This window comes from Campylobacteraceae bacterium, assembly GCA_013215945.1.
Lineage (GTDB): Bacteria > Campylobacterota > Campylobacteria > Campylobacterales > Arcobacteraceae > NORP36.
On the sequence record JABSOM010000012.1, the window covers coordinates 30771 to 47551 of the forward strand.

The following is a 16781-nucleotide window of genomic DNA, read 5'->3' on the forward strand; positions in this document are numbered from 1 at the left end:
GAAACAATGGAAATTATGACAGGGGCAATGACAGCACTTATTACACCTTTTAAAAAAGGGAAATTAGATTCAGAAAAATTTGCAAGTTTAATACAGAGACAAATTGATCAAGGAATGGATGTAATGGTTCCCGTAGGAACAACAGGTGAAAGTGCTACTTTATCTCATGCAGAACATAAAGAATGTATAGAAATTGCAGTTGATGTTTGTAAAGGAACAAAAGTAAAAGTAATAGCAGGTGCTGGTTCTAATGCTACTGCTTCAGCTATTGAGTTTGCACAACATGCACAAGCTGTAGGAGCTGATGGAATATTATCAGTAACTCCATATTATAATAAACCTATGCAAGAAGGACTATACCAACATTATAAAGCAATTGCTACTTCTGTAGATATTCCTTTTGTTTTATACAATGTTCCCGGACGTACTGGTGTTGATTTAAATGCAGATACAGCCATTCGTTTATTTGATGACATTCCTAATATTTATGCAATAAAAGAAGCAACTGGTTCGCTAGAACGTGCCATTGAAATTCATTCAAAAAGAGAAGGTTTTCATGTTATCTCAGGAGATGATGCTATTGATTTTCCTATGTTAACCAATGGAGCTACGGGAATTATTTCTGTAACTGCTAACCTTTTACCTGATTTGAAAAGTGAATTAGTACATTGTGTACAAAATGGGAATTTAAAAAGAGCAAGAGAAATCAATGAATTTTTATATCCTTTAAATAAAGTATTGTTTTGTGAGAGTAATCCAATCCCTATTAAAGCAGCAATGTACTTAGCAGGTTTATTAGATACCTTAGAATATCGTTTACCATTAACAGCACCAAGTAAAGAAACAATGAAAAAATTAGAAGAAGTATTAAAACAATATAAGGTAATAAAATAATGACAAACAAAACATTAGTAATTAGTGGCGCAACTAAAGGTATAGGAAAAGCATGTGCTTATAAGTTCGCAAAACAAGGTGTAAATATTGCTTTTACATACAATTCTAACGAAGAAATTGCAAATGAAATTGCAAAAGATTTAGAAGATAAATTTGGTGTTAAAGCCAGAGCTTATCATTTAAATATCTTAGAGCCACAAACATATAAAGAACTGTTTCTAAAAATTGATGAAGATTTTGAAACAGTTGATTATTTTATTTCTAATGCAATGATTTATGGGCGAGCTGTTGTGGGTGGATATGGAAAATTTATGAGACTAAAACCAAGAGGTTTAAACAATATCTATACAGCTACAGTTAATGCTTTTGTATGTGGAGCACAACAAGCTGCTAAACGAATGCAAAAACAAGGAACAGGTGGTTCTATTGTTTCTTTAAGTTCTACTGGAAACTTAGTATATATTCAAAATTATGCTGGTCATGGTACAAATAAAGCAGCGGTTGAAGCTATGGTTAGATATGCAGCAACAGAACTTGGTGAATTTGGGATTAGAGTAAATGCTGTTTCTGGAGGTCCTATTGATACAGATGCACTAAAAGCGTTTACTAATTATGAAGAAGTGAAACAAAAAACAGTTGAATTATCTGCTTTAAATCGTATTGGGCAACCTAAAGATTTAGCTGATGCATGTTTTTTCTTGTGTACTAATGATGCTTCTTGGATTACAGCACAAACCATAGTAGTTGATGGTGGAACTACTTTTAGATAATGAGTCATTCATACAATCTACCTAATGCACTGGCTATATTAAGAATACTTTTAGCACCATTAATGCTGTGGTTTTTTGTAGATAGGGACAATGTAATTTTTGCTTCTTGGCACCCTTCGTGGTTTGATTATTTTGCAGGTTTGATTTTTGTTATTGCTTCAGTAACTGATTTTTTTGATGGATATATTGCAAGAAGATGGAATCAAATGACAAAAATAGGTGGAATTTTAGATCCACTTGCCGATAAGATGTTGGTACTTGCTGGTTTTATTGGGTTAATGGTAATTGATAGAGCTTCTGCTTGGGCTGTATTTTTGATTCTTTCACGTGAATTTTTCATAACAGGAATTAGAGTAGTAGCAGCACAAGAAGGTAAAAATGTTGCCTCAACTTTTTCTGGTAAAGTAAAAACAGTTTCACAAATGTTTGCTATAGGTTTTTTAATTATGAATTGGCCTTATGCAAATGAGCTTTTATGGTTAGCTGTTTTATTAACCTTATATTCTGGTTATGAATATATAAGAGATTATTTTAAAAATTAACACAATTACGCAAGAGAAAATAATATTTAATTTTCTCTTCTTATTTTAAATCGGAGATTTATATTGGGTACTATTACTTTTCTACTAGTTTTATCATTTTTGGTTTTTTTTCATGAATTAGGGCACTTTACAGCTGCTCGTTATTTTGGTGTAAAAGTTCACGTATTTTCAATTGGTTTTGGAAAAAGACTTTTTGCTAAAGAATGGTTAGGAACAAGATGGCAACTTTCATTAATTCCACTTGGGGGTTATGTAAAAATGAAAGGGCAAGATGACAGAGATCCTGCTTTAATAGAAGAAGGTGATGACTCATACAATACTAAAAAACCTTGGCAAAGAATTATTATTTTATTAGCAGGTCCTTTTGCTAACTTTTTATTAGCAGCTATTTTATATTTTGTTATTGCAAGTCTTGGTGCAAATGCATTAGCACCACATATTGGAAACGTACAAGAAAAATCACCTGCACAAATGGCTGGATTAAAAAAAGGCGATGAAATTTTACGTATTAATGATGTAGAAATCAAAGAATGGAACCATATTGGTGAAATTATTAGAAACTCAAATGGTGCCTTAAAATTTTATGTTAAAAGAGATAATGCAGTTCAAACCTTTGTTTTAAATCCACAAATTTTAGATGCCAAAAATATTTTCAAAGAAGATATTAAAAAAAGAATGATTGGTATTTCTCCTGCACCTAAAGTAATTGTATTGGACTTAAGTATAAGTGAGTCTTTTGTTTTTGCATATGAAAAAACCCTTCAATCTTCTTCAATGATTTTTAAAGGTATTCAAAAGTTAATTTCAGGCGTTATTCCTTCTAGTGAAGTGGGTGGGGTTATAACTATTGGAAAAGTAATATCAGATGCCAGTTCATCTAGTATTATAGCGCTGCTGTCAATTACCGCTTTAATTTCAGTAAATTTAGGTGTACTTAACTTACTTCCTATTCCTGCTTTAGATGGTGGACATATTATGTTCAACATTTATGAGATAATAACTAGGAAAAAACCAAGCGATAAAGTATTTATGTTCTTAACAATTGTAGGATGGCTTATTTTAGCTTCTTTGATGGCTTTAGGAATGTACAACGATATAATTAGATTATTTGGATAAAAATGAATAAAATACAAGCAACACAAAACTTAGACAAAATAGTAACACAAATAGAAGGCGCACGTCTTAGAGTCTCTGATCATCATATTGTAAAATTAATTGCAGTATCTAAGTACTCAAGTACAGACGATATAGAAACTTTATACAATGTAGGTCAAAGGGCTTATGGAGAAAATAAAGTACAAGATTTAAAAGAGAAAATGGTAACTCTTGATGATTTACCATTAGAATGGCATTTTATAGGACATTTGCAAAAAAACAAAATCAATAATTTGATTGATGCAAAACCTACCTTAATGCACTCTCTTGATTCTTTGGAATTGGCATATGAACTTAATAAAAAACTCTTGGCAAAAAACAGAACAATGAAATGTTTATTGCAAATAAACTCTGCTAATGAAGAGAGTAAAACCGGATTTAAAGAAGAAGAAGCATTTGAGGCTTATAAAACAATCCTTAAAGACTGTAGTGCTATAAAACTTATTGGGGTAATGAGTATTGGGGCACATAGTAAAGAAAGACTTGAGATTAAAAAATCTTTTTTAAGTACAAAAAAGATTTATGAACAAGTTAAACCTCTTGGAGCAAGATATTGTTCTATGGGAATGAGTTCAGATTTTGAGCTTGCAATTGAATGTGGTTCAAATATGATACGAGTGGGTTCTTCTTTATTTAAATAAAGATTTATTTCTATATTGATGCTTTAACCTGCAATACAAAGAATTCACCTTCTTTTAAAGCATTTTAAAGTATTCTAAATAAAATTTGGGATTATTATGAACATAAACAATATTATAAACACAGAAGATAATATCATCCACTTAGACAACTATTCTTTAGATAAATTACTTGAACAACTTTTGTTTTATATTAGAAATCATATTTCTTGTGATGCAGGAACCATTTATTTAAGAGAAAATGACTATTTAAGATTCCATATTTTTCAAAATGACACCTTAATATCTTTGGATAATGATAGTAAAAATAAATCAAAAAACATAAGATTATCTTTAGAAAATAATTCAAAACTAATTGCAGTACAAGCATATAACAGCTCAAGCATAATTACAGTTAATAATATTTACGAAAATTCGCAGTATGATTTTTCAAAAACCAAAGAATTTGATAAAAACTTTAAATATAAATCAAATAATATGCTGGTTATTCCTTTAGTGAACCCAGAAACAATGATTACTATTGGGGTAATACAATTAATCAATAAAATGAAAGATGGTACCTATATAGCGTTTACTGATGAGGATACACAGTATTTAAAAGCTTTTGCAACGCTTGCTAGTATTTCTATAATTAAACTTCAAAATAATATACTAGGAATGCAATCTATTAACAACAATCTACTTGAACTTAATAAAAATTTAAATAAAGAAATTTTAGATTTAAAAGTGATGAAAAGCACAGAAAGAAGAAATTTTAATCACTTACAGAATAATATTCAAACAGTAAAAAGTGCATTAAAATCCATTAAACTGCAAAAAGATTTAAATATTAATGATCCCCATTTATTTAATGAATCTTATAGTATTTTATTATCAAATATAAATATTATTGAAGAAGAGATTTCAAGAAAAGAGAGTCAAGAAGATTAAAAGCAAGTAAATTCTTGCTTTTAATTTTGTCTAAGTTAAAGCATTCTTGAATTTTTTAACTTCCTCTTCAATTGAATCTTGTCGCATAAAATGCTCCCCAATTAAAAATGCATCTGCCCCTATTTCACTCAATCTTTTAATGGTTTCTATATTAGAAACCCCACTTTCAGCAATAATTATTTTTCCATTTGGGATCATAGGAATTAATTTATCACATAAATGCATGTCCATTTCAAAAGTATCAAGATTTCTGTGATTAATACCAATAATACTAGCTCCACACTTCATAGCTTTTGTAAGATCTTCTTTATCGTGTATTTCAACTAATACTTCAAGACCTAAATGCAGTGCATACTCATACAGTTCTTTTATCGCTTTAGTGCTCAAAGCTTTTGCTATTAATAAAATAAAATCTGCTCCATATACTAAAGCTTCCACAATTTGATACTTATCTACTATGAAATCTTTTCGTAACAAAGGCGTAGGAACATAGCGTCTAATTCCCGTTAAATATTCAAGATTTCCTTGAAAATAATGTGGTTCAGTTAATACTGAAATAGCATTAGCCCCTGCGTTACTATAGGCTTGAGCAATTAGTAAAGGATCAAAGTCTTCTTTTATAATTCCTTTTGAAGGACTTGCTTTTTTAACTTCCGCAATAATTCTTATTGGCTCGTCTTTTGTCGCTCTTAGATACGTTTTTACATCTCTTGGGGCAAAAGGATTTGCACTTAAACTTCTACCTAACCACTCTAGGGGGAAATCAATTTTTCTTTTTTCTAAGTCTTCTTTTGTTTTTTCTATAATTTCATCTAAAATCATTATTTTAGGCACTCCTTAATTTTTTTCCAATGATGTTTAATTTCTAAATCATCTTCTCCTACTTCATTAATAACTTCTTGCATATGTTCTTTTGCTTTTTTACACCTACCCAGTTTATACTCACCCCATGCTAAAGAATCAAGATAAGCAACATTTTTAGGTGCTTGAAGTAAAGCTTTATTAACATACATCAAACCTCTTTTTATATCTTTGTCATACTCAATTAGAATATAACCCAGATAATTTTGATATACGTGATTATCTAAAACTCTCAATACTTTTTCAAATTTTTCAATCACAGAATTCAAAACTTTGCTTTTATTTTTGGCTAACTCAAATTCTAAAATAGCAATTTGCGCTAAGTAGTCAATTTCTTTATTTTTTATATAAATCTTTTTTACCAAGAGGTATGCTTTAGTTAATAAATTGGCTCTTTTGTATAAAGCAAATAAAGTATCATCACTTAACTTATTCTTTTCTAAAAAAGAAATAGCCAAGTTAATATCTTTTTGTGCCATATAAGATATCAATAAGTTTAATGTTTTATCTTTAGAATAATAAGAATTAGAGTTCTTTGAAAAATAACTTGTTTTTAAAACTGAGATGATACCATCAAGATTTTTCTGTTCTTGATAAATGGACAATAACTTTGAACATACAAGGTAATCACATCCATTTAAGCGAATATGCGTTTCTAAATAAGAAATGGCTTTGTTTTTTTCATTGGCATAAGCATAAAGAATATTCACTAAATTAAATAAAACTTTAGGGCTATTGTTTACAATATATGAACTTTCAAAATATTCAATTGCTTCTTTATATTTTCTTTGTGCAAAATAAACATTTGCTACAATTTCATAATTTAAGGCACTTTTATTTTGAGATAAAAGAGTCCGTGAAGAATGAAGTGCTTCTTTAAATTCTTGTAAATTTATCAGTGAAATAATATATATTCTAAGAATTTGTTCGTACTGCAAACTTTCTTTATCAAGATTGTTTAAAGCATAATATTTCACTTCTTTAAATTTTCTTTGATTTAAAGAGAGACTTAGATATCGAAGGAGGTATTCGTAATTATTGCTCTTTTCAAAAAGTTTTAAATACAAAAATTTCGCAGAACTTACATCATTTAATCGTTCAAACTCAATAGCAAATAAGATATCTCTGTCTTCATTTCCATACGCTTTTGAAGCTTGCAGATTAATAGCAAAAAGAAATAAAAAAAGTATTATAATTTTTTTATAGCAGGACATTCGTCAAATACCTCTTGTTCATTGTTTTTAAAATAATCCCAAAAAGGGAACGTTCTACATTGTACGGGCCTTGCTTCATAAATTGAGCACTGTTTTTTCTTTAAATCAAAAAACGTACAGGCAAAATTATCAGCACTTAGTTTTTTTTCTTTAATAGAATATTTATACCCTACTTTTCTCAAGTATTTTTCTTTTAATTCATCTAAACTTATTTTTAAATGTTCAGACAATGTTAACATTTCTGTTTTATTTATCCAAATATAACCACTCTCGCCAATGCAACAATTTCCTGCACATGTATCACAAGCACTGGGGGTAAAAGCAAAATTAAAACCATTTTTTTTAATTATTTGACTCATATGTCTACTTTTATACTGTGCGTTTGACATTTAGCATATATATCTAATGCTTCTTGTGTAAATTCTTCTTTTTCAAATACAAATAAAGGGGAAAGAACTTTTGTTAAAGATTTAGAATTCTTTCTTGCATATACCAGTATTAAAGAAGCATCTTTTTGTTTTTTAGGATGTACGAACTGCAAAGCTTCAAGATTAAACTTATATTTACTTAATAAAATAATAATATCATTTATTTGCTTAACATCGTAACAGAAAAAAAACTTACCGTTATTGTTTAAAATTTTTGACGTTTTTTTAATGAATTCTTCAAGAGGTAAAGCATCGTTATATCGTGCAGTTTTTATATTTTCATTCTTAGTTTTTACTACACTTGAATGATAAAAAGGAGGATTAGAGACACAAATATCAAAACTTTTATTAAAAATAATATCTTGAAATTTTCCCTTGTATAAAACATTTATAATTTTATTATTTTTTGAATTAATGTTTGAGAGTTTTTCAAAACTGTCTTGAACTTCACACTGATTTAAGTGTAGTTTCTCATTATCTCTGCATAAAAGTAAGCCTAAAATCCCACTACCACTTCCAATATCTAATACTTCCCCTCTAACGTTTTTAAACATTGCTAGGTTTTTCGTGATAAAGTTATATAAAAAATGGGTATCACTATTGTAACAATAGCCATTAATGGGTTGATAGAGTAACAAAGTGCTCCTTTAAATATTTTGTTGATTATAGCGAAATTAAAGAAAATATCATTTTTGAAAAGAATATTTTCTTTAAATTTTATTACATTTTTTATTAAGTATTGGAAAAAATACTAAAGATATTCTTCATACTTAAGCATTTTTTCTTCTAAACGTTTGGCTAAATAAATATTAGAATTTTTCAAACAAGAGAAAATTAGTTTTGATTCTTTTAAGTACAAAGTAGCTTTTTCTTTAGTCCAAGAAGAAGGCGGTTTTTGTAGATTTGTTATTCTATCAGCAAGTTTTACCATTTGTACAGGATAAGGTTGTGCAAGTAACTTATTCAAAGAATCTTGCATTTGTTCTTTTTTACTTGATAAACTCTTGTCTTTACTTAAGGCTTCTACACCCAAAGCAATTTCTTCTGTAAATTCTTTAAAAATATCATCTATAATACAAGAAGTATCTTCTAGTACATCATGAAGCAGTGCACATGATACTGCGATATCAGTATCTTCGTCTTTTAAAGAAGACTCAGTACAAGCCCAGATTACTTCCATAGCTACTGATGAAAGGTGGGTCAAATAAGGCAAACCTTTTGGCGTTTTTTGATCAGCATGGAAATGTGCTGCAAAATTAATGGCACGTAAGTATATATCTTGGTTAAACATTTTTATCCTTTTCTTCTGTTTTTATATCCGTATTATTTTTTGCAAAGTGTTTTACAGCAGGGTTAATAATATTATTGGATTTTGCAAATACCAATAAATCTTCACTGACTTGTATTTCATTGGGAAGTTTTTCCAGCGCATGTTCTAAAATATAGGTGGTACTTAAAGCATCACTGTAGGCTCTGTGTTGAAAAGCTATATCAATATTTAACAAGTCTTTTAAAAAATCCAAGCCATAACGCTGCGCTTTTATCGTTCTTTTTGATAAATCAATGGTACATAATTTTCTATTTTCCAGCACACCCAAATCGTATTTTTCAAAAGAATCTGAAATAAATTTATAATCAAACTTTATATCATGTGCAACAAAAATATCATCTTCTAAAAACATTTTAAATTCTTCTAATACATCTTGTATTTTAGGAGCATCTTCCAACATAAGGGGTGTAATATTAGTTACTTCTTGTATATAAGGAGGAATGTCTTTTGCATAAACAAGGGAATCGAATTTATCTATGATTTTTCCATTTTTATATTTAACAGCTCCAAGCTCTATAATTTGACCTTTTTGTATATTTGAAGCATTTGTTTCAATATCAACAATACAAAATGTTTGATCAGTGATTCTTGTACGGGCTGTTTTTAGAAGTACTTTTTCATTTTGTATTTCTAGAGGAAAACCATTGGCTATTAAAAGTTCTAACTCTAGGGAAGCTGAATTAAAAAAAGTATTTTTAAAAGTACTAATGATAGAGAGTACTTCCTCCAAAGGTAAGTCTTGTGACGTTAATTTAGAAGCAAGAATATCAGAATTTCTCAAATGTATTTGATTCTTTCTTTTTGTTTTAGCTTTCATTGGCTGCTTTTAAAAAATCAATCATTTTATTTTTATCTTTTTTTCCTGGTTTTTCTTCTACCCCAGAACTTACATCCAAACCAAAAAAATTAAGATCTTTTATTTCTTTAAGATTAGAAGCATTTAAGCCACCTGCTAAAATCATTTTAGACGTATCAATATTCTTAAACCAGCTTTTATTGATTGTTTTACCAGCCCCTCCAAAACTTTCAACAAAAGCATCAACTAATACAAATTTATCACTTAAAGATTCTAAATCTTCTTTTGATTTCACTCGTAATACTTTAATATGTTTTATATTTAGATTTTCGAAACTTGTAATATTTTCATCATCAATAATTTGTGCCAATTGCATATGAGAAAGAAAACAAATATCATTGATATGTTTAGAGCTTTCATTAACAAAAAGACCCACACTTTGAATAAAAGGGGGCAAAGCTTGTACAATTTTTTTTGCCACTAAAGGATCAATGAAGCGCGGACTTTTTTCATAGAATACAAACCCCAACGCATCGGCCCCTGCTTCAATTGCCGCAAGTGCATCTTCTAAATTAGTAATACCACAAATTTTTACACGCATCTTAAACCTTAGATTTGTAAAGAAGAAATCGCTTCTTTTATGTTTTTTGCTCCATAAACATAAGAACCAGCAACAACAACATCAACCCCAGCATCTTTTAGCTCATGTATATTTTTATCATTCACTCCCCCATCGATTTGAATCAAACAAGAAGGATTGTATTTATTAATAAGCGTTTTTAGTTTTTTGGTTTTATCAACAACGCTTTGTATGAATTTTTGACCCCCAAAACCTGGGTTTACAGACATTAATAAAACCATATCTAAATCAGCCAATAAGTATTCAATTTCTTCTGGTCTTGTATGAGGGTTTAAAACAATTGCAGGTTTAATCCCTAAAGCACGCAGTTTTTGAATAATTCTATGGGGATGATTTTCGCTTTCAATATGAAAAGAGATGTATTTGGGTTTTAAATGTGAGAATAAATCAATAAAAAAATTATTGTCTTCAACCATTAAATGAATATCTAAAGGTTTAGTTGCAATTTTTGCAACACTGTTTACAACAACAGGTCCAATAGTCATATTAGGAACATAATGCCCATCCATAACATCTACGTGAATTAAATCACAGCCGCCATCACAAATAGCTTTTATATCTTCATTTAATTTTCCAAAATCTGCTGAGAGAATTGAAGGTGCAACTAACATTTCAAACCTTTAATATAATATTTCGCGATTATAGCATTTTTTGTATTAGAAAATAAAATAAGTTTTATTTTTTATACTTTTTTTGTGGATATTTAAAAGCTGTTTTTGTTTTTGAAAGCTTTACGATAGCTTTGTATGTTAAAGTCTTTTATAACAAAATTAAGGAGTGAAAATGTATACAAAATTACTTAAAAAAACAATGAAATTGGCAAGCGTTTCCCTATTAGGTTTGGGATTAATTACATCCAGTATGGCAGCTGAAAATTATCCCAATAAAGCAATAAATGTAGTTGTTGGTTTTGGTATTGGTGGAAGTGCAGATAGAATGTCACGATCTATGTCCACCTTTTTTTCAGATGAAATTGAACAAAGAATTAAAGTCATTAATAAAAAAGGTGCAGGAACACAAATTGCAGCAAACTATGTATTAAAGAGACCAGCTGATGGTTACACAGTTTTTGGATCTACGTTTGCACCTTATTTGGCAACAACTATTCTAACAGGCTCCGCTAAATATAAAATAGAAGATTTTTCATTTATTAATATTCAATGGTTTGATTTTGAATTATTAGCAGTTAATAAAGATACAAAGTTCAAATCTATGGTTGAAATAATGGAAGAAATTAAAAACAAACCTAAAACGGTAAAAGCGGCCGTAGTTCAAGGAAGTGGTGGACATTTAATTTTAAATTTATTGTTAAAAAAATATGGAGTACCTTTAGAAAATCTTAATCTAGTAACCTATAGTTCAGGTGGAAAAGCAAGAACAGCAGTAGCTGGAGGTCAAGTTGATTTAATTGCGATTTCAGCCCAAGGAAGTGAAAGTATAAGAGAATTTATTCGTCCTTTAGCTATTGTAAAAGACAAAAGAATGAAACAATGGGATGCGCCTACATTAAATGAAGCAATAGCTCCTTTAGGTTTTCAACTTCCTGTTTTTCCTGGTTCAATGAGAGGTTTTGCAGTTTCAACAAAATTTAAAAATAAGTATCCAGAACGTTTTGATATTTTAACCCAAGCAATGAAAAGAACATTAGCAACAAAAGGTGTTCAAAAATTCTTGAAAAAAAGCAATATTGGATATACATGGACAGGACCTGAAAAATCCAACCAATTAATAAAAGATTCTTATGATATTTTCAAAGAATATGCTTATCTTTTAAAAAAGTAATATAAAATGACAATTTCAAATGAACGAATCGCCAATAGCATAGTAATTTTATGCTTGGCGACTTTTGTAGTATGGTACGCATTGGATGCACACAATGCTTCAAGTTCTTTAGAGAATATGATTTTAATTCTCCCTGTTTGTGCCATTACTTTGTGTTTGTGTCTTTATGATTTTTTTACATCAAAAGACGATACAAAAGAAGAAAAAGAAAAAAAAGAGAGTTTTTCTACTGTAATACCAGTAATGATACTGTTTGCTTTATATGTAATTACTCTAGAATATCTCGGCTTTGATTTAGGAACAGTAATATTTTTAGCCCTGTTTTTATTTTTCCATGGAGAAACAAGGTGGACATGGATTATTGGATATTCTATAGTATTTGGATTTTTAATTGCATTTTTCTTCTCTATGATGTTACCTTACCCAATGCCTATGATGGTATTTCCAACAGATTATTAGGATAAATAATGGATTTAATAGATATACCAGCTGCTCAAGCAGCTTTAACCTTACTTTTTTCGCAGCCTTCTTATTGGCTTGTTGTAATTCCTGGAATTATGATAGGTTTATTTTTTGGTGCAACCCCTGGTTTACAAACTTCTATGGCTATGGCTATATTTTTGCCTATGACTTTATACATGGACTTTTTACAAGCTATGTTGTTTTTAACAGCCATTTTTACAGGAGGTGGTTTTGGAGCAGGAGTTCCTGCTATATTAATGAATATACCAGGAACCTCCTCTGCTATTGCAACAGCATTCGATGGCTATCCAATGGCAAAACAAGGGAGACACAATGAAGCCCTAGGTTTAGCACTTGGATCCTCAACCTTTGGCGTTTTTTTAGGTTATATATTATTGTTTTTTTTAATAAAACCTATGTCTTTATTTGTCCTTAAGTTAGGCCCTTCTGAAATGTTTATTGTAATTTTATGGGGCTTAACTCTTATTGCTTCTTTAACAGGAAAACATGTTACAAAAGGTTTAATCGCAGGGTTATTTGGTTTATTAATAGGAACGATTGGCTTTAGTGAAGCAGGTGTTATGAGAGGAACTATGGGCATTGAAATTCTTGCCGATGGCATTCCTGTAATTCCTGCAATGATGGGAATGTTTGCTGCATCTGAACTCTTCAAACTCGTAAAAACTGAATTTTTAGTTGAAGATGAAAGTAAAAGACAAGTTCGAATTTCTGAAATTCTTAAGGGCTTTAAAAAAGCATTTTCTTATCCTGTAATTCTAATTAGAGGCTCAATTATTGGTGTTTTAATTGGTGCAGTTCCTGGAGTTGGGTCTTCTGTGTCAAATCTTTTGTCTTATATTGAAACAAAAAGAAGAGATAAAGATCCTGATTCTTTTGGAAAAGGAAACCCCAAAGGAGTAGTAGCCTCAGAAGCTGCAAACTCGACTTCAGAAGCTGGTTCAATGGCAACACTTTTAGCACTTGGAATTCCAGGAGGAGGAGCAACAGCAGTTATGTTAGCAGCTTTTTCTATGCACAATATTACAGGGGGACCACAATTTATAAGAGAAGAAATGGACATTGTTTATGCTATTATTTTTGCTAATTTTGGGCAAGTATTTTTACTTGTTATTTTAGGGCTTCTTTTAATTCCTATTTTAGCATCTATTATAAAAGTAAAAATGACCTATTTAGTACCTTCTGTACTAATACTTGCTGTTTCTGGTTCTTTTGGTTTAACAGGAAATATGTCAGGACCTAATACAGTATTAGTATTTGCAATCATTGGTTGGTTATTTAGACGCTATAATTTTTCAGTGCCAGCTGCTGTAATTGGAATGTTATTAGGAGCCATGGCTGAAAGTTCTTTGGTTCAAACCTTACAAATATCAGGTGGCAATTTTTCATATATTTTTGAAAGACCAATTACACTGGTTATAATGTCCTTATTATTATTTTCACTTTTTGGATCTAAACTCATACAAAAATTTACTCAAAAAAAATAAATTATTTATCTAAACAGGCAGTAAAATGCTTGTTTAAAAAGGTTATAAATGGATATATTTCCAGCTTCATTGTCTTTATTTGAACTAATTGTTCTTCTCTTATCTTGTTTTTTAGGAGCAATTATTTCAACCAATATTGGTTCAGGAGGAGGATTAATTATTATTGCTGCAATGGGACAATTTTTGCCAATACAGGTTTTAATTCCTATTCATGCATTAACACAAGGTGGGGCTGGGGTATTTCGTTCATTTTTATTTCGAAAACACTTTTTAAAGAAATTTTATATTTTATTTATGCTAGGTTCTGCTTTAGGTTTTTATCTGGCATCAAATATTTTAATTACCCTTCCTGATTTTATTTTAAAACTCATTTTAGGACTTGGAATAATAAGTTTAAGTCTGCTTCCTAATTTTAAAATAGTGAAAATAAGTGCTGTAACAATAGTAGGTTTTGGAGCATTAACTGGTTTTTTAACTATGTTTATGGGAGTAATGGGACCATTGCTTGCATTATTTCTAGCCTCTTTTTTAAAAGAGAGACATGAAATTATTGCTACAATTGCTTGGTGTATTTGTACACAAAACTTAATAAAATCTTTCTTGTTTGCATCCCTTGGTTTTGATTATTTACCTTGGTTATCTCTAATAAGTTTATTAATACTAAGCTCCTATTTGGGTATATTTATTGGGAAACAACTTCTAGCTAAATCCAGTAACAAATTATTTAAAATAATGCTGAAATACGTTATTTTACTTTTAGGATTTAAACTTTTAATTGAAGCTTTAATTTCTCAATACTAAGTCTTCAAATAAGGAAAAATAATAGAAATTTCTAAACCCTTATCACTTCGTGCTTCCACTTTTGCATTGTGTAAAAGAGCTATTTGTTTTACTATGCTAAGTCCTAAACCACTGCCACTTTTAAAGGAATCGACTCTGTAAAACCGCTCAAAAATATGTTTTAATTCTTTTTTATTTAAGCCTTTTCCCTGATCTTTAATTTTAATCCAAAGGGTTTCATTGTGTTTTTCTAAACACAAAGTAATAGTACCTAAGGCTTTGTTTTTTTCATCTCTTGCATAATACAATGCATTATTAATAATATTATCCAGCATAGAGTCCAACATTATTGTATCCACATCAATAAAAACATCTTCACTAAAACTTTCATAAGCAAATTCAAAACCTTCTGCGTATATTTTTGTAGCAATACGAAGTCCGTAGTTTTTACAATATACACGTAAATTTACTTTTTTAAAGCGCTTTAGATTTATACTATTGGGATTACTTTTTGCATAGAGTAAAAGCTGTTCAGTAATATGACTCATGGAATTAACCAACTTAAGTAAAGAAATATATTCTTTATTGTCTTTTTCATACATAAGTTCTAGTGTTACTTTTATTTCAGCTAATGGTGTACGTAATTGATGAGAAACATCAGAATTAAAGTGCTCAATATATTCAATATTATCACGGCTTCTTTCTAAAAGTATATTAATACTTTTAAGAATTTCTTCCAGTTCTTTTGGTGCGTCAAAGTGTATTGTTTTTAAATCCCTTGAATCTCTTTTTAATATTAAATTTTGCAATAAATACAAAGGATAAAGACCTTTTTTCACAGCAATTAAAGAAATAATTATAGTAAAAAGAACAACACTGAACAAAATGATAAATAAAGAACTTAAAATATCATTGATTGTTTGGACTCTTGATTCTGTACTTTCTGCTATGGTAATACTTGAATAATAAACTTTATTCTCTTTTATTATTGATGTTTTAAAAGATACGACACGCAAAGTTACACCTGCATATACTGTATTATAAAATACTTTGTCTTGTTTTTTTAAAACATCTTTATTAAAAAGATCCTCATAACCCACCAATAAACGATTATCTTCATTTGCAACAACAGAATAAAAAATCAAGCCAGCACCATTTGATGAGAGTAAATCAATTGCAAAATAAGGTAAATCAACACTTAAAACACCCTCTTCAATTCCAATACTGTCTTCAATACTTTTTCCCGTAGCATAAAGCGTTTTATCAAAAAAGTCATTTACTTTTTGATTCACCAAAAAATAAATATAAACAAATAAAATAATTGTAAATATGCTTAAAGGAATACTTAACCATATTAATAAGCGCGAACGAATGGATTGAATGTTTTTTTTCATTATGAATTTAGGATATAACCTAAACCTCTAACTGTTTTTAAATTAATTGAAAAAGAAAGTTTTTTCCTAAGTCTTGAAATATATATTTCAACAGCAGTAGGATTAAAATCATCATCATAAGAAGTGATATGCTCAACAATGGTTTCTTTACTAACAACGGTATCTAAATTAAACAATAAATATTCAAAAATACTTAATTCTCTTTTTGTTAATTCTATATTTTGTTCATTTTTACGTAAGGTTCTGCTTTTGGAATCAAATTCTAAATCTTTGTATTTAATTGTTTTTAAACTTTTGTTTTTACTGCGTCTTAAGAGCGCATGTACGCGTGCAATTACTTCGTCTAATTCAAAAGGTTTGCATAAATAATCATCTGCACCTGTATCAAGTCCTAATATTCTTTGATCTAATTTATCTCTTGCAGAAATAATAAGAATAGGAATAATCTCTTTATTTCTGCGTAGTTTTTTGATAATATCAATTCCATCCAAAGAAGGCAAACCTAAATCCAAAATAAGTAAATCATAAGATCCTGTTTTTAAAGCAAGTAAACCTTCCATTCCATCATTTAATTGATCAACAACATAAGCGTTTTCTTTTAATTTTTTATATATTCCATAAGAAAGTGTTTCATTATCTTCTAAAAGTAATATTTTCATT

The 16781-nt window shown here is 29.4% G+C and carries 20 protein-coding genes; 10 read left to right on the forward strand and 10 right to left on the reverse strand.

The window, feature by feature from the left end:
- Positions 1-6: 6 nt before the first annotated feature.
- The 6 genes from HRT41_12320 to HRT41_12345 all read left to right on the forward strand — a co-directional run bounded on the left by HRT41_12320 (position 7) and on the right by HRT41_12345 (position 4929).
- A complete protein-coding gene (locus HRT41_12320) occupies positions 7-894 on the forward strand; it encodes a 4-hydroxy-tetrahydrodipicolinate synthase (protein NQY24808.1) in 888 nt (295 codons plus the stop codon).
- A complete protein-coding gene (locus tag HRT41_12325; GenBank protein NQY24809.1) occupies positions 894-1664 on the forward strand; it encodes an enoyl-ACP reductase in 771 nt (256 codons plus the stop codon). The genes HRT41_12320 and HRT41_12325 overlap by 1 nt, the downstream gene beginning before the upstream one ends.
- A complete protein-coding gene (gene pgsA, locus HRT41_12330; protein ID NQY24810.1) occupies positions 1664-2206 on the forward strand; it encodes a CDP-diacylglycerol--glycerol-3-phosphate 3-phosphatidyltransferase in 543 nt (180 codons plus the stop codon). Before HRT41_12325 ends, pgsA begins: the two co-directional genes overlap by 1 nt.
- Before the next feature lie 63 nt (positions 2207-2269).
- Complete coding sequence (gene rseP, locus HRT41_12335) at positions 2270-3322, forward strand: RIP metalloprotease RseP (GenBank protein NQY24811.1); 1053 nt, start codon at positions 2270-2272, stop codon at positions 3320-3322.
- Positions 3323-3324: 2 nt separating this feature from the next.
- Positions 3325-4002 carry a YggS family pyridoxal phosphate-dependent enzyme gene (locus tag HRT41_12340; GenBank protein NQY24812.1) on the forward strand — a complete coding sequence of 226 codons (678 nt, stop codon included), beginning with the start codon at positions 3325-3327 and terminating at the stop codon, positions 4000-4002.
- A gap of 96 nt (positions 4003-4098) precedes the next feature.
- The gene (locus tag HRT41_12345; GenBank protein NQY24813.1) at positions 4099-4929 is read left to right on the forward strand and encodes a GAF domain-containing protein; all 831 of its coding nucleotides are present in this window, start codon (positions 4099-4101) and stop codon (positions 4927-4929) included.
- Positions 4930-4959: 30 nt separating this feature from the next.
- On the opposite strand, the gene trpC is transcribed toward HRT41_12345, so the two are convergent.
- The 8 genes from trpC to rpe all read right to left on the reverse strand — a co-directional run bounded on the left by trpC (position 4960) and on the right by rpe (position 10809).
- Positions 4960-5751, reverse strand: a complete 792-nt coding sequence (gene trpC / locus HRT41_12350; protein NQY24814.1) for an indole-3-glycerol phosphate synthase TrpC — start codon at positions 5749-5751, stop codon at positions 4960-4962.
- Positions 5751-7004 (reverse strand): hypothetical protein, encoded by a 1254-nt coding sequence (locus tag HRT41_12355; GenBank protein ID NQY24815.1) that lies wholly within the window; start codon positions 7002-7004, stop codon positions 5751-5753. The genes trpC and HRT41_12355 overlap by 1 nt, the downstream gene beginning before the upstream one ends.
- Positions 6980-7363: a YkgJ family cysteine cluster protein gene (locus HRT41_12360; protein NQY24816.1), complete on the reverse strand. Its 384-nt coding sequence runs from the start codon at positions 7361-7363 to the stop codon at positions 6980-6982. The genes HRT41_12355 and HRT41_12360 overlap by 25 nt, the downstream gene beginning before the upstream one ends.
- The gene (locus HRT41_12365) at positions 7360-8070 is read right to left on the reverse strand and encodes a methyltransferase (protein ID NQY24817.1); all 711 of its coding nucleotides are present in this window, start codon (positions 8068-8070) and stop codon (positions 7360-7362) included. The genes HRT41_12360 and HRT41_12365 overlap by 4 nt, the downstream gene beginning before the upstream one ends.
- A 113-nt stretch (positions 8071-8183) precedes the next feature.
- Positions 8184-8723 carry a bifunctional (p)ppGpp synthetase/guanosine-3',5'-bis(diphosphate) 3'-pyrophosphohydrolase gene (locus HRT41_12370; GenBank protein ID NQY24818.1) on the reverse strand — a complete coding sequence of 180 codons (540 nt, stop codon included), beginning with the start codon at positions 8721-8723 and terminating at the stop codon, positions 8184-8186.
- Complete coding sequence (locus HRT41_12375) at positions 8716-9579, reverse strand: 3'-5' exonuclease (GenBank protein NQY24819.1); 864 nt, start codon at positions 9577-9579, stop codon at positions 8716-8718. The genes HRT41_12370 and HRT41_12375 overlap by 8 nt, the downstream gene beginning before the upstream one ends.
- The gene (locus HRT41_12380) at positions 9569-10159 is read right to left on the reverse strand and encodes a phosphoribosylanthranilate isomerase (GenBank protein ID NQY24820.1); all 591 of its coding nucleotides are present in this window, start codon (positions 10157-10159) and stop codon (positions 9569-9571) included. The genes HRT41_12375 and HRT41_12380 overlap by 11 nt, the downstream gene beginning before the upstream one ends.
- An 8-nt stretch (positions 10160-10167) precedes the next feature.
- Positions 10168-10809, reverse strand: coding sequence for a ribulose-phosphate 3-epimerase (rpe, locus tag HRT41_12385; protein ID NQY24821.1), 642 nt, complete (start codon positions 10807-10809; stop codon positions 10168-10170).
- A 172-nt stretch (positions 10810-10981) separates the two neighbouring features.
- Between rpe and HRT41_12390 the strand changes: the two genes are divergently transcribed.
- From HRT41_12390 to HRT41_12405, 4 genes are read left to right on the forward strand one after another with little or no spacing between them, the layout of a single operon-like run.
- Positions 10982-11980, forward strand: a complete 999-nt coding sequence (locus tag HRT41_12390) for a tripartite tricarboxylate transporter substrate binding protein (GenBank protein ID NQY24822.1) — start codon at positions 10982-10984, stop codon at positions 11978-11980.
- Positions 11981-11986: 6 nt separating this feature from the next.
- Positions 11987-12439, forward strand: a complete 453-nt coding sequence (locus tag HRT41_12395; GenBank protein NQY24823.1) for a tripartite tricarboxylate transporter TctB family protein — start codon at positions 11987-11989, stop codon at positions 12437-12439.
- Between the two features lie 8 nt (positions 12440-12447).
- Positions 12448-13947 carry a tripartite tricarboxylate transporter permease gene (locus HRT41_12400; protein ID NQY24824.1) on the forward strand — a complete coding sequence of 500 codons (1500 nt, stop codon included), beginning with the start codon at positions 12448-12450 and terminating at the stop codon, positions 13945-13947.
- 48 nt (positions 13948-13995) lie between these two features.
- Positions 13996-14748, forward strand: a complete 753-nt coding sequence (locus tag HRT41_12405) for a TSUP family transporter (GenBank protein ID NQY24825.1) — start codon at positions 13996-13998, stop codon at positions 14746-14748.
- Here the strand turns inward: HRT41_12405 and HRT41_12410 are convergent.
- Positions 14745-16121 carry a sensor histidine kinase gene (locus HRT41_12410; GenBank protein NQY24826.1) on the reverse strand — a complete coding sequence of 459 codons (1377 nt, stop codon included), beginning with the start codon at positions 16119-16121 and terminating at the stop codon, positions 14745-14747. The genes HRT41_12405 and HRT41_12410 overlap by 4 nt on opposite strands.
- Positions 16121-16780 carry a response regulator transcription factor gene (locus HRT41_12415; protein NQY24827.1) on the reverse strand — a complete coding sequence of 220 codons (660 nt, stop codon included), beginning with the start codon at positions 16778-16780 and terminating at the stop codon, positions 16121-16123. The genes HRT41_12410 and HRT41_12415 overlap by 1 nt, the downstream gene beginning before the upstream one ends.
- Position 16781: the final 1 nt, after the last annotated feature.